Origin of the sequence: Paraburkholderia strydomiana, from assembly GCF_031456815.1 — a bacterium.
In the GTDB taxonomy this organism is placed as follows: Bacteria; Pseudomonadota; Gammaproteobacteria; order Burkholderiales; family Burkholderiaceae; genus Paraburkholderia; species Paraburkholderia caledonica.
This window is the reverse complement of record NZ_JAVDVL010000010.1, coordinates 71,913-87,716: the sequence shown is the minus strand read 5'-3', so window position 1 is coordinate 87,716 and position 15,804 is coordinate 71,913. Positions and strand designations below refer to the sequence as shown.

The following is a 15,804-nucleotide window of genomic DNA, read 5'->3' as shown; positions in this document are numbered from 1 at the left end:
CATGCCGGCGAGCCGCGGACGATCAGCCGGGCTCGGTCGTATCGGCGGCCAATTCGGCGACGAAGTCGCTCACTACCGCGCCGGTTTCGCCGTTCAAGGCCGCCGACGCGACAGGAGCGACCGGACTGACAAGAGCGACCGAACCCACAGGCGCGACAGGCGCAGCAGAGGCGGCGATCGCCACGGCCCGATCGCGCGCGCTCATCGCGGCTCGCGACAGCATCAGCAAATGGTAGTAAAGCCGCGCGCTCAAGCCATAGTGGTAGGCAAACAGATGAGCAAGCGCGATCTTGAAGCCGAGCCGGGCCTGACGGTTCCTCGCATGTACCGACACCACGATGGGCGCGAGCCGCCGCAGCGCGAGCTTGCGTGACGGCTCCAGTTGCGGCGGCAGCTTCAGCATCTTGACGAACGCGTAAGCACTGAGCGTGGCCGCCGACGACGTGCCGCGCGTGCTCTGCGAAATGGACGTCGCGGTTTTGCGATACACCGACACGTAATCGTGCAGATAAAACACCTCGCGCGCCGCGAGGCAAAGTTCGGTGCCGAACACGAAATCGCAGCACACGCCGTACTGTTCCTTGTAGCCGATGCGTTTGACGAGCCGCGCGTCGGCCATCCAGCCGTTGTTCGGGAACATCTGAATGAGGCCGGTCCTGCCGGGCAGCGGTTGCAACCCTTCGGCGTCCTTTGTACGGCGGAACGCCGCATTGAGCCGCGTGCTCGCCTCGACGTCGATCGCGCCGGAATGATCAGCCTCATACTGCGCGCCGAACGCGGCATCGAGCCGTGGATGCAGGTGCCAGAGCGACACCAGTTTCTCGACGCCGTCGGTGGCAAGCAGGTCGTCGTCGTGAATCAGCATAATCCTGTCGCCGCGCGCACGCTGGAAGAGGCTCGCGACATTGCGCGCCTGACCGAGCGGCGGCTCGTTCCTCGTATAGCGGATGCGCCGCTCGTTCCTGTAACGCGACGCGATGAGTTGTTCGGTGCGCGCATCAGTCGAGTCGTCGCCGATCACGATTTCCACATTGCCGTAGGTCTGCGCAAGACACGAGTCGATGCACTCGACGACCAGCTCCGGCCGGTTGCACGTCGGCAGGCAGATCGACACTTTGGCGGACTGGATGGCGGACTGGAAAGAGGGCGAGGGAATGAACATGGGCGTCGCCTTTGTTATCTGTTGAAGGGGCGGCAGCCGGTCTGCCTGGTCGCATACGTCGCTGCAAGCAGAAAAATAGTTCATCACGCCGAAAAAATATTCGGTAAAAAAACGGAAAAAATGTCTGGCGTATGAAAGGCGGTGGAAGGGAAAAATTTATGCAGCTTTGCCGCGCAAATGCAGCAAAGCCGCTTGTAGACCCACGCTTAATTTCAACCCACTGACGGTTCGCCTTCGCCCGGCTTCTGGCCGGGGCGATCGGCTGGCGACTGATCGCGTCCTTCGTCGCCGCGCTCCGGCAGCTTGCTTTTCTCGTTGTCGCTATGCACTGCCGGCTGCGGATGGGCGATGTCGTCCGGCTTATCGCCGGTTTGCTGCTTGGTGTCGGCCATGGCTTTCTCCTTGTGAAGACTCACCATGTGGAGCAAAGCCCGGGCCTGCGCGCGTTCAGTCGGTCTGTCCGGCGCCCGTCAGCGAAATAATGAAGTCGAGGAATGCCCGCACCTTGGCCGGCGGATGGTGCCGCGACGGGTACAGCGCATACAGCGGATAAACCTCGTCGCCCCACTCGGGAAAGAGTTCGACGAGCTTTCCGCTCGTCACAAGCGACTCGGCGCCGAGCGAGAGAATCTGCGCGACCCCCTGGCCTGCGGTGCATACGCTGTGCAGCGTGCCGACGTCGTTCACCGTCAGCCGCCCTTGAGGCGTGACGACCATTTTCCTGCGGCCGCGATGAAACTCCCACGTGAACGGATAACCGGTAAGCGGATCGCGAAACTTGATGCATGCATGCGCGCCGCTCTCGAGCTCCGCAGGGTTGGATGGATGTCCGTGCTTTTTCAGATACGAAGGCGCGGCCACTGTGAGAATGCGCGTGTCGAGCACCTTGCGTGCGATCAGCGACGACACCGGCGGCTCGCCGAAGCGGATCGCGACGTCGAAACCGTCGCCGACCATATCGCCCAACTGGTCGCGCGTGATCAGTTCGAGCTGCAGATCCGGGTGTTTGTCGACGAAACCGCCCAGTCTGGGTCCAAGCACCAGCCGCGAAAAGAACGGGTCCATGTTGACGCGCAGGCGGCCGCGCACCGCTGTCACGCCTTGCGCGGCCGAGGCTGCCGCTTCTTCGAGACCGCTTAGCAGCGGCACGATCTGTTCGTAGAAGCGCCGGCCCTCGTCGGTGAGCGTAACCGAGCGTGTGGTGCGGTCGAACAGCCGGATACCCAGGCGCGCCTCGAGCCGCGCGACGGAGCGGCTCACACCCGACTGCGACATGTCGAGCGCCACGCCTGCCGCCGCGAAACTTCCGCAATCGACGATCGCTGTCAGCACGCCCATGCCGTTCAGCATGCGCTCGTCAAATGGCATCTGTAAGTCCTTTCTTATTCGTGAACGGCGTCCATGCTAACGCGAAACGCCGTGCCGGAACCCGAGCGAGAACAAAGCGGAATCCGCTTATGCGTATCGCATCAACATGCAACAACGAAGTCGCCAGGCAACACGGCGAGCAGACAGTGACGCTTCCTTCAACGCCCGACACCCTGGCTGGCCGGCGCACGCACGCGGGGCGCGGTGTCGAGGTGACGAAACACCCATGCCGACATCAGCGTGATCGCGCCGACGCACACGAAGCTCAGGCGGAAGCCGAGCGCGGCCGAGCCCCATTGCGCGGAAAAGAGTTTCACGAGGCCGCCGCCAATGGATACGCCGAGGCCGATCGCCAGCATCTGCACCATTGAAAACAGGCTGTTGCCGCTGCCGGCGTCTTCATGCGAGAGATCCTTGAGCGTGACGCTGTTCATCGCGGCGAACTGCATCGAATTGGCCGCACCGAACACCGCCAGAATCACTATCTCGACGAAAAGCGGCGTGCCGCGCGTGATCAAGGCGAAGGCAACAATGGACGAACCCACGACCAGCGTATTGACCAGCAGAAACAGGTCGTAGCCAAAGCGTCGCACGAGCGACGCGATCCAGCGTTTCACGATCGTGCCCGCGAGGGCCGCGGGCAGCATCATCAGACCGGAATGCAGCGGCGTATAGCCCAGTTCCAGTTGCAACAGCAGTGGCACGAGGAATGGCACGGCGCTCGAGCCGATGCGGCATACGAGATTGCCGATCAGACCCACGCTGAAGTTCGGCTCGCCGAAGAGCGAGAGCTTGAAGAGCGGGTTGCGCCGCCGTCTTGCGTGCGGGATATAAGCGAGCGCGCTCACTGCCGCCAGCGCGAACAATGCCGCCAACCACGCAGCCTGGTGGGTCGGCGCGGGGGCGTCGACGGCCAGCGAAAAGGCGATCATGCACAGCGACAGCAACCCGCAGCCAATGAAATCGAACGGCGGCGCCTGCCTCTCACCGTGCGATGGAAGAAAGCGCTGCACCGCGTAGAGACCCGCGGCGCCGATCGGCACGTTGATCAGAAAGATCCAGTGCCATGTGATCGCCTCGACGAGCCAGCCGCCGAGCGTCGGCCCGGCGATCGGGCCCAGTTGTCCCGCGACCGAAATGAACGCGAGCGCGGAGACGTATTGTTCGCCGGAGACGCTGCGCAGCACGGCAAGGCGTCCGATAGGCAGCAGCATCGAGCCGCCCACGCCTTGCAGCACGCGCGCGATCACGAGTTGGCCGAGCGTATGCGCGCTCGCGCAACAGACCGAGCCGATCACGAAAATCAGGATCGCGGCGAAATAGACGCGCCGCGTGCCAAAGCGGTCGGCGAGCCAGCCGGATGCGGGCGTGAGCATCGCCATGGTCAACGTGTAGGCGACCACGATCGGCTGCATCGCAAGCGGCGCGACGTGCAGGCTGCGCGCGATCGACGGCAGCGCCGTATTGACGATCGTGGTGTCGAGCGACTGCATGAAGAAGCCGGCGGCGACGATCCACAGTAGCGCGGTATGCGACGAATCCCTGGTCATGTGATGGCGAATGGTCGGCGCACGGCGCCCTTGTCTGAGGTTTTGTCAGCAAACGCTTCAATGATATGGGCATCGCGACGGCGCGGGAAGTCCGGCGAATTTCCCGACGGCAGCGGGGCGCGTGAGCCGGGCAGTGTCGCGCCCACGCCACCCGTGTCGATTTTGTTTTTTGACGCGAACCCGCATCGTTATAATTTTCCATATAAGGTACGTTGTTTCATAGAAGGAACAAATGCCGCTTAGGAAAATAACGATCACCGGGGAAGAGACACACCGTCATGACCAGAAAGCTCACCATCAATCTACGCATCGCAATCACGATTGCATTCCTCGGCGCGCTGCTTGTTGTCATTGGCGCGCTTGGCATTTTCGGCATGGCCGAAAGCAACCAGGCACAGCGCGAGGCGTACAACGTACATTTCGCGTCGGTGGTGGCGCTCGGCAAGTCGGGCACGGCCATGTCGCGGGCGCGCTTCGGGCTCGACTGGGCAATGAGCAATCCGCACTCGCCGCAACTGAACGCGCAACTCGAACGCGCGCGCATGTTGCTCGGCGAATCGGATACCTGGTGGCGCAGTTTCCGCGATCTGCCGAAGACGCCCGAACTGCAACGCCTTACCGACGACCTCGACGCAAAGCGTACCGCCGTGCGGCGCGACGGCATCGACCAGTTGATCGACGCAATCCGCACCGGCGACGCGAGCTGGATGGACGAGACGCGCGCGAATCGGCTAATCGCGTTGTACACCGCGATGAACGCGAGTCAGGGCGCGTTGGAGGCCTATCTGAACCAGCAGGCCGCCGACGCCAACGAGCGCTCCGCCGCGCTCTTTCATGGATTGTTGAGTGCGAGCATCGGCAGCGTGCTGATCGGTCTCACAGTCGCATTTTTTAGTTGGCGCACGTTGCGCCGCGCGATCATGGACCCGCTGCACGCCGCGCTTCGCCAGTTCGATGCGATTGCCGCAGGCGAGCTGACGACGCGCGTCGCGATCCGTTCGAACGACGAAATGGCGACACTGCTGCGCGGACTCGCGTCGATGCAGGACAAGCTTCGCGCGACGGTGACAAGCGTGCGCGCGGGATCGCATTCGATTGCGTCGTCGACACAGCAGATCGCGGCGGGCAATCTCGATCTGTCGCAGCGCACGGAGGAGCAGGCGGCGTCGCTGGAACAAACCGCCGCGGCGATGGAAGAGTTGACCTCGACCGTGCAGCTTAATGCCGAGCATGCGCACCATGCGAGCGAGCTGGCCACCAGTGCGTCGGAAATGGCCGTTCAGGGGCGCGATTCAGTGGGAGGCATGGTGGAGACGATGCACGCGATTCATGCCGGAGCCGCGAAGATGACGGGCATCATCGCTGCCATTGAAGGCATTGCGTTCCAGACCAACATTCTGGCATTGAACGCGGCAGTCGAAGCGGCGCGTGCCGGCGAAGAAGGACGCGGCTTCGCTGTCGTGGCCGGCGAAGTGCGCAGTCTCGCGCAACGTTCAGCGGCCGCCGCGAAGGAGATCGGCTCGCTGATCGCCGAGTCGAATTCGCGCGTCGAAAGCGGTGCGGCGCTTGTCGATCGCGCGGGCAGCACCATGCGGGAAATAGAAGCCGCGATCCAGCGCGTCGCGCGCATCGTCGGAGAAATCGCGGCGGCTTCCAAGGAACAGAGCGAAGGCATCAAGCAGGTGAGTCTCGCCGTCACGCAGATGGACGAGGTGACCCAGCAGAACGCGGCGCTCGTTGAGGAAAGCGCGGCGACTGCGAACTCGCTCGCGGATCAGGCGCGGCAGTTGAGCGAACTGACCGGGGCGTTCAAGGTCGCGCTCGCTTGAATTGCGTTGATTGCCTTGATGTGGTGCGAAGCGAGCGCATTGCAAACCGCTTCATACCGCTTGATGCCATTGATGCCGCGGCTGCCTGCTCACGCTTCGCGTTGCGATTTACTGCTTGATTCACTGCTTCACTGAGCCAGCTCAGAACGCGAAGCGCGGTGCAATGCATTCGCGCAACCGGTGCTCATGCAGGCATCTTGCGGAACGAAATGGCGAAGCGATTCCACGCGTTGATCGCCGAAATAAGCAGCGTCAGGTCGACCAGTTCTTCGTCGCCGAAATGCGGGCGCACCGCTTCCCAAACCGCGTCGGGCACATGGTCGTGCGAGACGAGCGTGAGGGCTTCCGTCCATTCCAGCGCGGCGCGCTCGCGATCGGTGAAGAACGGCGTTTCGCGCCAGGTGACGACGGTGGCGAGGCGCCGGTCCGTTTCGCCGGCTTTACGGGCGTCGGCAGTGTGCATATCGACGCAGAAAGCACAGCCGTTGATCTGCGATGCGCGCAGGCGAACCAGGTCCGCGAGCGACTTTTCTATCGACGATTTTCCGATGCGTTCTTCAAGACCCAGCATGGCTTTGATAGCGGCGGGACCGGCTTTGTAGAAATCGAGACGTTGTTGCATGATTCACTCCTTGGCGTTTAGTGGAACGCATCAATGATGCGGTGAGTGAATACTAGTCGCGGCACTGGCTTTGCAAAATGGCCATTTTTGGCGATTTTCAGGTAACCACTTTTGCGTTGTGAAAACCGGTGGGCGGCTCGACGAGCGTCCTTGCTCACTGTAATGGCATCGTTGCCGCGCCTACGGCGATTCGGTATGGTGGGTCACTGGTCCCATCGAAGAGATACTGAATGACGTCCGCCGCCGAGCCTCCATCACTAAAGGGCTCAGAATCAGCTTTGCAGTCAAATCCGCAGCCAGTTTCACAGACTGCCTCCGAGCCGGTATCGGAGCCGCCCTCTGAATCCATCCGTTCCGATGTGCTGATCGTCGGAGCGGGCCCCGTTGGCCTCTTTGCCGCTTTCGAAGCCGGGGTGATCGGGCTGTCCTGCCAGATAGTCGATGCGCTCGACAAGATTGGCGGCCAATGCACCGAGCTGTATCCGGACAAGCCGATCTACGATATTCCCGCGATACCGTCTTGCACCGCGCGTGAACTGGTGGACCGGCTGCTCGCGCAATGCAAGCCGTTCGATGTTCCCATTCATCTTGAGCAGCGGGTCGAATCGGTCGAACAACGCAGCGACGGCCGTTGGACCGTGCGGACCGATCGCGGCCTCGTATTCGACGTCGCTGCAATTCTGCTCGCGGCCGGCAACGGCGCCTTCGTGCCGCAGAAGCTGCCGCTTGCGGAAGCCGCGCCGCTCGAATCGCGCTATGTGCATTACAGCGTGCAGCGTCTCGCCGATTTCGCCGACAAGACCGTTGTCGTGGCAGGCGGCGGTGATTCCGCGCTCGACTGGGCGCTTGCGTTGCGCAAGGTCGCGCGACGCGTCACGCTCGTGCATCGGCGAAATGGCTTTAGCGCGGCCGACTCCAGCGTGGAGTTGATGCGGCGCGCAGTGGAAGCAGGGGAGATGGATTTTATCGTCGGCGCGATTTCGGGGCTTACTGTTGCAAGCGACGCGGAAGCCGATGCGCTCAAATCCATCACATTGCGACATATCGAGGGTGAGACCGAACTGCCAACCGAACAGCTCGTCGTGCTGTACGGACTGGTCGCCGATCTCGGTCCGATCGGTCACTGGGGCTTGAGCATTCACGGCGGCCGTGTGGACGTGGATACATCCAACTACGAAAGCTCGCGACCAGGCATTTTTGCGGTCGGCGACATCGCCAATTATCCGAACAAGCAGAAGCTCATTTTGTCGGGCTTTCACGAGGCTTCGCTCGCGTTGAGAAAGGCCTATTCATACGCGTATCCGGACAAGAAACGCGTGCATGTCCATTCGAGTTACGACGCAAAACTTGCGGAGAAGGTCAGCGCGGCGGGATAACTTCGCACGCGCTTGCAGAAGACCCGGTTGCGATCGCTGGATCGCACCGGGTCTTTTTTACATCACGTCGCGCTATTTTCCCGCAGGCTGACTTGCGGCAGCCGCGGCGCTCGCGGCCTTGTCCTTTTTCTTGGCTTCATGATGGCCTATCGCACAGCCTGCTGCTGCGCCGGCCACGCCGTGACCGCCCGCAACATGGCCACCGACGCCGCCGACAACCGCGCCCTTGGTGCAGCCTTCGGCGTGCGCTGCAGTGTGCATGAAAGCGAGTGACGCCACGAGAGCCGTGGCAAGAGATGCGCGTTTCAATGGAAGCTCCTTGTGTTGTTGATCCAATCGTAAGTGGTCCAAGCAATTGCGGGACCTGACGACTGACAGCGGTCCGAAAGCTTCAGGCAAAAGATTGGTGAACATCATGGCAGAGGTGCAATGCGTCGCACCGCATCGCGATACGAGCGTCATCTCACGAACTGCGGCGTTGCGAACGGCATGCGGTTTGCTGAACGCAGACATGCGCGGAGAAGTTGCCGATGCCGCCTGGCTTTACTCCCGTGCATTCAACTGTCTGATCGACGGGTTTGACGCAGCAGGCAACGTGCGCTCGACCCTCTCATGCGGCGTCGTCACCCGTTTCACAGAACACCTCAAAAAGACAGGCGGCGCGAGACCGCTACAAGGAGGACAAACAATGATGGACGCGATCTATCTGCTATTCGGGCAAGGCAGGGATCTCGACCCGCTGCAGATGAGCTTGCGCGCCTTCGTGGTGTTTCTCGTCACGCTTGTGCTGATCAGGATTTCAGGCCGGCGTTCGTTCGGCAAACGCTCGCCGTTCGATTCGGTCGTGGTGATTCTGCTCGGCGCGACGTTGGGCCGTGCGATTGTTGGCGCATCGCCGTTCGTCGCGACGGTTCTCGCGTCGTTGATGATCGTCGTGTGTCACCGCGTCCTTGCATGGGCGTGCGTGCGATCTTCCGCGATTGAGCGGCTCATCGGCGGCGTCGAGCGTGAGGTCTACCACAACGGTGCGTTCAACGAACGGGAAATGAAAGCCGCGCTGATGACACGGAACGATGTATGCGAAAGCGTGCGCCAGAAAACCGGCTCACGGTCGATGGACAAAGTGGCGGCCGCCATTCTCGAACGCAATGGCGACGTCAGCGTGATCCATAAGGACCAGTGAGCAGGCGGGCCGATGCTCCGGTGTCAGCCGCGGCCGCCGCGTGAGATCTCCTCGCCGGCGCGCGGCGGCAGGCGCAGCGTAACGGGAATGGACGCGAAAGAGCACAGTCCGACTACAAGAAACGCGGGCCAGAAATCCGACCACATGATGGCTTCATGGCCGTGCAGCAAACGCGAAATCTGCAACACGATGCCGCCGACCGTCACGCCGAGGCCGAGGGACATCTGCTGCACGACGCTGCCCAGGCTCGTTGCGCGTCCGACGTCGCGGCTCGCGATTTCGGCATAGGTCAGTGAATTGAGACTCGTGAATTGCAGCGCGGGAAAGAAGCCGCCAAGCAGCACGACCACCCAGATGATCCACGTTGGCGTACCAGGAAAAAACAGTCCGCAGGCCGCGATCGAGACTCCTGATAGCGCGGCATTGACCACCAGCACAGAACGAAAGCCATAGCGATGCAGCACGCGCGACGCAACCGTGCGCATGAACATTCCGCCGAATGCGGACGCGCAGGTGATCAGCCCCGATTGAAACGCGCTCATGCCGTGACCTTCCTGCAGCATCAGCGGCAACAAGAACGGCAGTGCACCGAGGCCGATGCGGAACAACGACCCGCCGAGCACGCTTGCCTGAAACGTCGGCACCTTGAAGAAGCGCAAGTCGAGCAGCGGCAGCCGTGCGCGCAGCGCATACGCGACATACACGGCAAGCAGGACGGCGCCCACCGCGCACATGCCGAACGCGTCGAGATTCGAAATCAGTTCGCCGCCAATCAGCGACAATCCCAGCAGAAGAAGCACCGCGCCCGCCGCCGACAGAAAAAAGCCGATCCAGTCGAGCGGACCCGGGTGCGGCTCGCGCGTGTTCGCAATGTGTTTGTTCGTCAGATAGATGCCGAGAATCCCGATCGGCACGTTGATGAAAAAAATCAGACGCCAGTGCAGATAGGTCGTGATAAATCCGCCGAGCAGCGGACCGGCCGCGGGGCCGAGCATCGCGGGCACGCTCAGATAATTCATCGCACGGATGAAATCGGTTTTGTGCACAACCCGGAAAATGATGATTCGCCCGACCGGCACCATCATCGCGCCGCCGACGCCTTGCACGAAACGCGCGAGGGTAAAGGTGGCAAGCGAGTTGGAGGCCGCGCACAACAGCGACCCCGTGACGAAGATGCCGATGGCGGTGCGAAATACCGTGCGTGCGCCGAAGCGGTCGGCGAGCCAGCCGCACACCGGAATGAATACGCCGAGGCCGAGCACGTAGCTGGTCACCGCGATTTTGAGCGTGACGGGGTCGCGCCCGAAGTCGCGCGCCATGGCGGGCAGGGCGGTGACGATCACGTTTGCGTCGACGCTTTCCATGAACATCGCGCACGCGACGATCAGAGGCGCAATAAGGGCTTTCTCGGCGACGGTCATGGAGGAGGCCGCGGTGGGCTGTCGCGGGCAAAAGGGTCATTATTGCACCTGTACGGTGCGGTTTGTTAATACTGCCCGCTGCCATTGCGCCCTTTTTTTGCCCCGGTCGGCTCGTGCGAGACAGGTCCACGTCTGTGACTCTTGCGCAACATGTTTGTTTTTTGTTGCGCTGCGCAATAAGAAGACTATAATCGGGTTATTCCCTAGGTAGAAACCCTATACAGGAGCCCGACCATGAACACCGCCTCTAACACTGCATCCGCTCGCAACACCGTCGCCACCAACGGTAACTGGCTCGCAAAGCTGCGCGCACTCGCGCTGCACGCGCTGAATCTGCATCTGCAAAACTGCGCTGTGATCGCTGAAGCGCATCGCCGCCCGCAGTAAGGCTCGCGCGCTGGTGCCCGCGCCTCGAAAGGCCGGGTGCAAGCTTGCTTGCGCCGTGCTGGCGCTTTCCGCCGATACGGCTCGGTAAAGCGATAGCCTTCGCAGGCCGATCAGAGAGAAGCAAGCGGAAACAAGCAGAAACAAGCGGCGCATTTGCGCCGCTTGTGCTTTGTGCGTCTGCTAATTCGTAGTTTGTGTCCGCTCATTCACCCGAGCGACGCGGTACTCGGGCAAGCGTTTGACGCACTTTCGTTGCTCGCGCAGACAAAGCGCTCATCACGAGAGCGGTCGACACCAGACCGACCAGATACAAGCCCGCCATCATCCAATCCTGTTCTGCCATCATCGTTCTCCAGTCAAGTGCCTCGTTCTTGCGGCTAACACGTCGCATCTCGTGAGGCTGATGCTTGCGATTACGGCAGATGTGGCGAAAAGCTTAACCGGCGCTATTCGCGCCCACGAAGTTTTCCCACTGAGATTCACCCGGCGGATATGCACGTTTAACCCACGCTAGTGCGCGCGCAAAGCCGCTACAGCAGCGTTCCGTTCCGGCAATTTGCGGATCTTCGTTCGCGGCGCCGAATAAGCGTTTAAACTTCAGCCCCCTGGATTCAACACCCGCCGACCGGGCGCCAGAACGCTCCGCGAAGCCCGCCCGTTGCACACAATCGGCCCAGGTTAAACCCCGGCGCCAAGGCCTGCACTGTCAACCTTTTAACCTGTCTGCCGTTATCCAGTTGTAATCGCCGAACCGGCGACCTTGCGGCAGACGGCCCGTCGCCGCGACAGCTCCACGCAAGGCCCGCATTGACCATGTTCCATCGATATAAGAATAATTTCGGCCGCATAGGCGCGATGTTCGTTCGTGCATCGAAGACCTCTCGCATCAGGGGATTACTCTCGCCCGTTTTCGCGCTTGCAATCTGCGCGCTGCTGCTCGTCGTGCTCCAGCATCTGTCGCAGGCCGTCGATTACCGCTCGGTCATGCACGAGCTGCGCCGGCTGACGGCCGGCGAGTGGACCGCCGCGCTCGCCGCCACGGCGCTTAGTTATGTGGCACTGGTCGGTCGCGATGCAGTCGGCCTGCGCTATCTGGGCGCGGCCGTGCCTCGCGCAGCGCTGTGGATCGGCGCCACGGCGGGCTCCGCGCTCGGCAATGCCACCGGCTTCGGCGCATTGACTGGCGGCGCGGTGCGCGCCCGCGTGTACGGCGTGGCGAATATCACGCCCGCACAGATCGGCCGCATGACCGTATTCACGAGCGTTTCGCTCGCGCTCGCACTTGTACTGATGACGGCGCTCGGCATGGTGTGCGTAGGCGGCAGGCTTGCCCCGATGCTGCATCTGTCGCCCGCCACCGTTCGCTGGGTGGGTGCGTTGCTGCTGGTTGCGCTCGGCCTGCTGTGCGCCGCATGCCGCGTCGAAACGCGCTCGGTCCGCACACGCTGGCAGTGGCTGTCGTTCGACATTCCCGCTCGCCGCGATCTGCTAGAACAGGTGGGGCTTGCGGTGGTCGATGTAGTCGCCGCCGGCCTCGCGCTGTGGGCGCTGCTGCCGCACGCCGACGTGAGCTTCGTCACGTTCATCACCGTCTATGCCGCGGCCATGCTGCTCGGCATGATCGGTCATACACCTGGCGGCGTCGGCGTATTCGAAGCGGCAATGGTGTTCACGCTGAACGGAAGTGTGGCCACGCAGCAGATGGTCGCTGCGTTGCTCGCTTATCGTGCGATCTATTTTGGCGTGCCGCTGGTCGTTTCGGCTGCGCTGCTCGCCGGTTTCGAAGGCCGCGCGTTGAAAGGCCGCCTGCCGTTGCGGCACGCCGCGGGCGCGTCGAGACTTGCGCCGCTCTTCCTGAGCCTCGTCACGTTCGTGGTCGGCGGCATGCTGGTGATCTCCAGCGCAACGCCCGCGTTCTGGCAGCGTCTTCATATTTTGCGCGACGTGCTGCCGCTGTGGGTTCTGGAAAGCTCGCAGATGCTGTGCAGTGTGCTCGGCGTGCTGTTGCTGTTCGTCGCGCGCGGTCTGCTAAGGCGTCTCGACGCCGCCTGGTGGATGACCCTGGCTCTCGCCGTGGTGAGTCTCGCGCTGTCCTTGACCAAGGGTCTCGCATTCGTCGAAGCAGGTGTGCTGTGCACGCTGATCGTGCTGCTGCTTGCAACGCGCCGGCGTTTCAATCGTCATTCGTCGCTGTTTGCGGAGCGCTTCACGGCCGGCTGGCTCGTGTCGGTTGCGATGGTGCTGATGCTCGCCACTTGGGTCATGCTGTTCGCTTTTCGCGACGTTCCCTATACGCGCGACCTGTGGTGGCAATTCGCTTTCGACGAACGCGCGCCGCGTGCGCTGCGCGCGACGCTGGCCGCGAGTCTGTTTGCGGCGACGTTCTCGTTCTGGCAGTTGCTGCGCCCCGCGCCGGGCCACTTCGTGAAACCGGCGCCGGAAGATCTGCACGACGCGGCGCGCATCGTGCGTGCGCAGGAGCGCAGCGACGCCGGTCTCGCGCTGATGGGCGACAAGAGTTTTCTGTTCTCGGAGTCGCGTGAAGCTTTCCTGATGTACGCCAAATATGGGCGCACGTGGGCCGCACTGCACGATCCGGTCGGGCCGCGCGAAGAGTGGGCGGGCCTCATCAGCAAGTTCGTCGCGCTCGCGCATGCGCATGGCGGACGCGCGGCGTTCTATCAGGTGCGCGCCAACGCTTTGCCGTTGTACCTCGACGCGGGCCTTTCGCTGATGAAGCTCGGCGAGGAAGCCCATGTCGTGCTCGACGATTTCGATCTGAAGGGTTCACACCGCGCGCATCTGCGCTACGCGCTCAAGCGCGGCGAGCGCGACGGTTTCACCGTCGAAGTGATCGATCAGGCGAATGTGCCGGCGTCGCTCGAAACGTTGCGCGGCATTTCCAACGGCTGGCTCAACAGCCGCGACGCGCGTGAGAAGAGCTTTTCGGTGGCAGCCTTCACCGACGAATACCTCGCCGCGCAGTCGGTCATGCTGGTGCGCCAGAACGGGGAGCCGGTTGCCTTCGTCACGTTCATGACGACCGACCTGAACACCGAGGCGACTGTCGGCGTCATGCGTCACGTGGAAAGTGCGTCGCCGTACGCAATGGAATATCTGTTCACGCAGCTCGCGTTGCATCTGAAACAGGCCGGATTCCGCTCGCTGAGTCTCGGCATCGCGCCGCTCTCGGGTATGCAGCCGACGCCGCTCGCGTCGCGCTGGCATCGGGTTGCGGGCATCGTGTGGCGCTTCGGCGGCCGCTTTTATAACTTCCGCGGGCTGCGCGCTTTCAAGAGCAAGTTCCAGCCGCATTGGGAGCCGCGCTATCTCGCGGCGTCGGGTTCGGTAGGCGTGGTTTTCACGCTCGCCGACCTGTCATTGCTGGCAGGAGGCCGGCGTTCATGACCTTGCATTCGTTTTTCAGGCTTGCTGTCGTAGCAGGCCTCGTCAGTTGCAGCACGCTCGCCAAAGCGGCGTCGACCACCATTCCCGGCGGCCGCTACGGCAACGTCACCGTCACGCAGCCGGTGGGTCCGTTGCGTGGCTTCGTGGTGCTTTACTCGCAGGCAAGCGGCTGGAGCGCGGCCGATCAGCACAGCGCCGAGGCGCTCGCCAAGGCCGGCGCATTGACCGTTGGCGTGGATACGGCACGGTATGCAGCGAACCTCGCGACGGATCTGGCGCAGAAGAAAGAGACCTGCAATCAGCTCGTGGGCGACGCCGAAGCGTTGAGCCATCAACTGGAACGGCAATCGCAGTCGAGCCACTATTTCGCGCCGATCGTCGCGGGCACCGGGCAGGGCGCGACGCTCGCCATGCAGGTGCTCGAACAGGCGCCTTCGAACACGATTGCAGGTGCTGTTTCAGTGGATGCCGAGCCCACGCTCGATCGGCGTTTCCGGCCGTGCCCGCCGGATGCAACCATCATTCGCGACAAGATTCCTGGCTTTGTAGAAAAAGCGTCGACGGGCAACGCCGATCGCGCGCGGCTCGTCACGTTGATTGCGCCGCATCTGCAAACCATATCGGCCCATGACGACGACGTCTCCGATCTGCCGTTGATCGAGTTGCCGGCGGCGCATCCCAACGGCTTGATGGCGATCGTGATATCCGGCGACGGCGGCTGGCGCGATCTCGACAAGACCATCGCGCAGGCGTTGCAGAAAGACGGCGTGTCGGTGATCGGCTGGGACAGCCTGCGCTATTTCTGGAGCGAGAAGCCGCCCGCGCAGACGAGCCGCGACCTCGCACGTGTGATGCAAACCTACGGCGCGCGCTGGCACGCGCAGCACATCGCGCTTATCGGCTATTCGTTCGGCGCGGACGTAATGCCTTTCGCATACAACCGCTTGCCCGACGCGTTCCGCGCGAAGGTGTCGCTGATTTCGCTGCTCGGCTTCGCGCCGGACGCCGACTTCCAGATCCGCGTAGGCGGCTGGCTCGGCATGCCCGCAAGCGATAAGGCGTTGAAGGTGCGCCCCGAGTTGACCCGCGTGCCGCCCGCGATCGTGCAGTGCATATACGGCGCAGACGAAGAAGACACGCTGTGTCCCGCGCTGACGAAGACGGGCATCGAAGTGATCCGTACGTCGGGCGATCACCACTTCGGCGGCGACTACAACGCGCTCGAACGACGCATTCTCGCCGCGTTCAGGAAGCAGAGCGGCGTGCAAGACTGATTGTTCAAACGGCGCGTCATGCGCCGTTGTTGCATGGGTGTTTCATCGACGTTGCAGCGAGGTTTCATCAGCGTTGCGCTGCCTCGTCGTTCGAGCGTCCCATTCTGGGCGTCGGCCTCACGTATTCCCGCAGCCATCGCTGCCGGTTCTTCAAAAACGCGCGCGGTTCATCAGCGCGTTTTTCTCCTCAGCGCTCGAATGCGACGCGCACCCAATCATCGCCG

At 62.5% G+C, this 15,804-nt stretch carries 14 protein-coding genes; 6 read left to right on the top strand and 8 right to left on the bottom strand.

All coding sequences use genetic code 11. The features are described from left to right. Nucleotides 1-22: 22 nt before the first annotated feature. From J2W46_RS24505 to mdtD, 4 genes are all read right to left on the bottom strand, one after another. Nucleotides 23-1,162, bottom strand: coding sequence for a glycosyltransferase family 2 protein (locus J2W46_RS24505; RefSeq protein ID WP_310065091.1), 1,140 nt, complete (start codon nucleotides 1,160-1,162; stop codon nucleotides 23-25). 212 nt (nucleotides 1,163-1,374) lie between these two features. Continuing rightward, nucleotides 1,375-1,554 (bottom strand): hypothetical protein, encoded by a 180-nt coding sequence (locus tag J2W46_RS24500; protein ID WP_020070256.1) that lies wholly within the window; start codon nucleotides 1,552-1,554, stop codon nucleotides 1,375-1,377. 55 nt (nucleotides 1,555-1,609) lie between these two features. Further along, a complete protein-coding gene (locus tag J2W46_RS24495; protein WP_310065092.1) occupies nucleotides 1,610-2,530 on the bottom strand; it encodes a LysR family transcriptional regulator in 921 nt (306 codons plus the stop codon). 158 nt (nucleotides 2,531-2,688) lie between these two features. Further along, complete coding sequence (mdtD, locus tag J2W46_RS24490; RefSeq protein WP_310356984.1) at nucleotides 2,689-4,080, bottom strand: multidrug transporter subunit MdtD; 1,392 nt, start codon at nucleotides 4,078-4,080, stop codon at nucleotides 2,689-2,691. Between the two features lie 278 nt (nucleotides 4,081-4,358). Between mdtD and J2W46_RS24485 the strand changes: the two genes are divergently transcribed. Then, a complete protein-coding gene (locus J2W46_RS24485; protein ID WP_020070259.1) occupies nucleotides 4,359-5,909 on the top strand; it encodes a methyl-accepting chemotaxis protein in 1,551 nt (516 codons plus the stop codon). 184 nt (nucleotides 5,910-6,093) lie between these two features. Here J2W46_RS24485 and J2W46_RS24480 read toward each other — a convergent pair whose 3' ends face one another. Further along, nucleotides 6,094-6,531, bottom strand: a complete 438-nt coding sequence (locus tag J2W46_RS24480) for a carboxymuconolactone decarboxylase family protein (RefSeq protein WP_020070260.1) — start codon at nucleotides 6,529-6,531, stop codon at nucleotides 6,094-6,096. A gap of 359 nt (nucleotides 6,532-6,890) precedes the next feature. Here J2W46_RS24480 and J2W46_RS24475 point away from each other — a divergent pair, with 359 nt between their 5' ends. Continuing rightward, complete coding sequence (locus J2W46_RS24475; protein WP_310356980.1) at nucleotides 6,891-7,907, top strand: NAD(P)/FAD-dependent oxidoreductase; 1,017 nt, start codon at nucleotides 6,891-6,893, stop codon at nucleotides 7,905-7,907. Nucleotides 7,908-7,979: 72 nt separating this feature from the next. Here J2W46_RS24475 and J2W46_RS24470 read toward each other — a convergent pair whose 3' ends face one another. Next, nucleotides 7,980-8,216 (bottom strand): hypothetical protein, encoded by a 237-nt coding sequence (locus J2W46_RS24470; RefSeq protein WP_020070262.1) that lies wholly within the window; start codon nucleotides 8,214-8,216, stop codon nucleotides 7,980-7,982. Between the two features lie 379 nt (nucleotides 8,217-8,595). Here J2W46_RS24470 and J2W46_RS24465 point away from each other — a divergent pair, with 379 nt between their 5' ends. After that, complete coding sequence (locus J2W46_RS24465; RefSeq protein ID WP_087752529.1) at nucleotides 8,596-9,090, top strand: DUF421 domain-containing protein; 495 nt, start codon at nucleotides 8,596-8,598, stop codon at nucleotides 9,088-9,090. 23 nt (nucleotides 9,091-9,113) lie between these two features. Here J2W46_RS24465 and J2W46_RS24460 read toward each other — a convergent pair whose 3' ends face one another. Beyond that, nucleotides 9,114-10,511 carry an MFS transporter gene (locus J2W46_RS24460; protein ID WP_310356967.1) on the bottom strand — a complete coding sequence of 466 codons (1,398 nt, stop codon included), beginning with the start codon at nucleotides 10,509-10,511 and terminating at the stop codon, nucleotides 9,114-9,116. 234 nt (nucleotides 10,512-10,745) lie between these two features. Between J2W46_RS24460 and J2W46_RS24455 the strand changes: the two genes are divergently transcribed. Further along, nucleotides 10,746-10,898: a hypothetical protein gene (locus J2W46_RS24455; protein ID WP_164853511.1), complete on the top strand. Its 153-nt coding sequence runs from the start codon at nucleotides 10,746-10,748 to the stop codon at nucleotides 10,896-10,898. A 202-nt stretch (nucleotides 10,899-11,100) separates the two neighbouring features. Here the strand turns inward: J2W46_RS24455 and J2W46_RS24450 are convergent, their stop codons facing one another. Further along, nucleotides 11,101-11,241, bottom strand: a complete 141-nt coding sequence (locus J2W46_RS24450; RefSeq protein WP_020070266.1) for a hypothetical protein — start codon at nucleotides 11,239-11,241, stop codon at nucleotides 11,101-11,103. A gap of 512 nt (nucleotides 11,242-11,753) precedes the next feature. On the opposite strand from J2W46_RS24450, the gene mprF reads away from it, so the two are divergent. Next, nucleotides 11,754-14,306 carry a bifunctional lysylphosphatidylglycerol flippase/synthetase MprF gene (gene mprF / locus J2W46_RS24445; protein WP_241077915.1) on the top strand — a complete coding sequence of 851 codons (2,553 nt, stop codon included), beginning with the start codon at nucleotides 11,754-11,756 and terminating at the stop codon, nucleotides 14,304-14,306. Further along, nucleotides 14,303-15,580 (top strand): virulence factor family protein, encoded by a 1,278-nt coding sequence (locus J2W46_RS24440; protein WP_310356963.1) that lies wholly within the window; start codon nucleotides 14,303-14,305, stop codon nucleotides 15,578-15,580. Before mprF ends, J2W46_RS24440 begins: the two co-directional genes overlap by 4 nt. Nucleotides 15,581-15,804 lie beyond the last annotated feature (224 nt).

What these genes read in the sequence shown, in the direction of transcription:
- J2W46_RS24505 (WP_310065091.1), bottom strand. Translation starts at nt 1,162, where the DNA reads ATGTTCATTCCCTCGCCCTCTTTCCAGTCCGCCATCCAGTCCGCCAAA.
- J2W46_RS24450 (WP_020070266.1), bottom strand. Translation starts at nt 11,241, where the DNA reads ATGGCAGAACAGGATTGGATGATGGCGGGCTTGTATCTGGTCGGTCTG.
- J2W46_RS24465 (WP_087752529.1), top strand. Translation starts at nt 8,596, where the DNA reads ATGATGGACGCGATCTATCTGCTATTCGGGCAAGGCAGGGATCTCGAC.
- J2W46_RS24495 (WP_310065092.1), bottom strand. Translation starts at nt 2,530, where the DNA reads ATGCCATTTGACGAGCGCATGCTGAACGGCATGGGCGTGCTGACAGCG.
- J2W46_RS24485 (WP_020070259.1), top strand. Translation starts at nt 4,359, where the DNA reads ATGACCAGAAAGCTCACCATCAATCTACGCATCGCAATCACGATTGCA.
- mdtD (WP_310356984.1), bottom strand. Translation starts at nt 4,080, where the DNA reads ATGACCAGGGATTCGTCGCATACCGCGCTACTGTGGATCGTCGCCGCC.
- J2W46_RS24500 (WP_020070256.1), bottom strand. Translation starts at nt 1,554, where the DNA reads ATGGCCGACACCAAGCAGCAAACCGGCGATAAGCCGGACGACATCGCC.
- J2W46_RS24455 (WP_164853511.1), top strand. Translation starts at nt 10,746, where the DNA reads ATGAACACCGCCTCTAACACTGCATCCGCTCGCAACACCGTCGCCACC.
- J2W46_RS24440 (WP_310356963.1), top strand. Translation starts at nt 14,303, where the DNA reads ATGACCTTGCATTCGTTTTTCAGGCTTGCTGTCGTAGCAGGCCTCGTC.
- mprF (WP_241077915.1), top strand. Translation starts at nt 11,754, where the DNA reads ATGTTCGTTCGTGCATCGAAGACCTCTCGCATCAGGGGATTACTCTCG.
- J2W46_RS24480 (WP_020070260.1), bottom strand. Translation starts at nt 6,531, where the DNA reads ATGCAACAACGTCTCGATTTCTACAAAGCCGGTCCCGCCGCTATCAAA.
- J2W46_RS24460 (WP_310356967.1), bottom strand. Translation starts at nt 10,511, where the DNA reads ATGACCGTCGCCGAGAAAGCCCTTATTGCGCCTCTGATCGTCGCGTGC.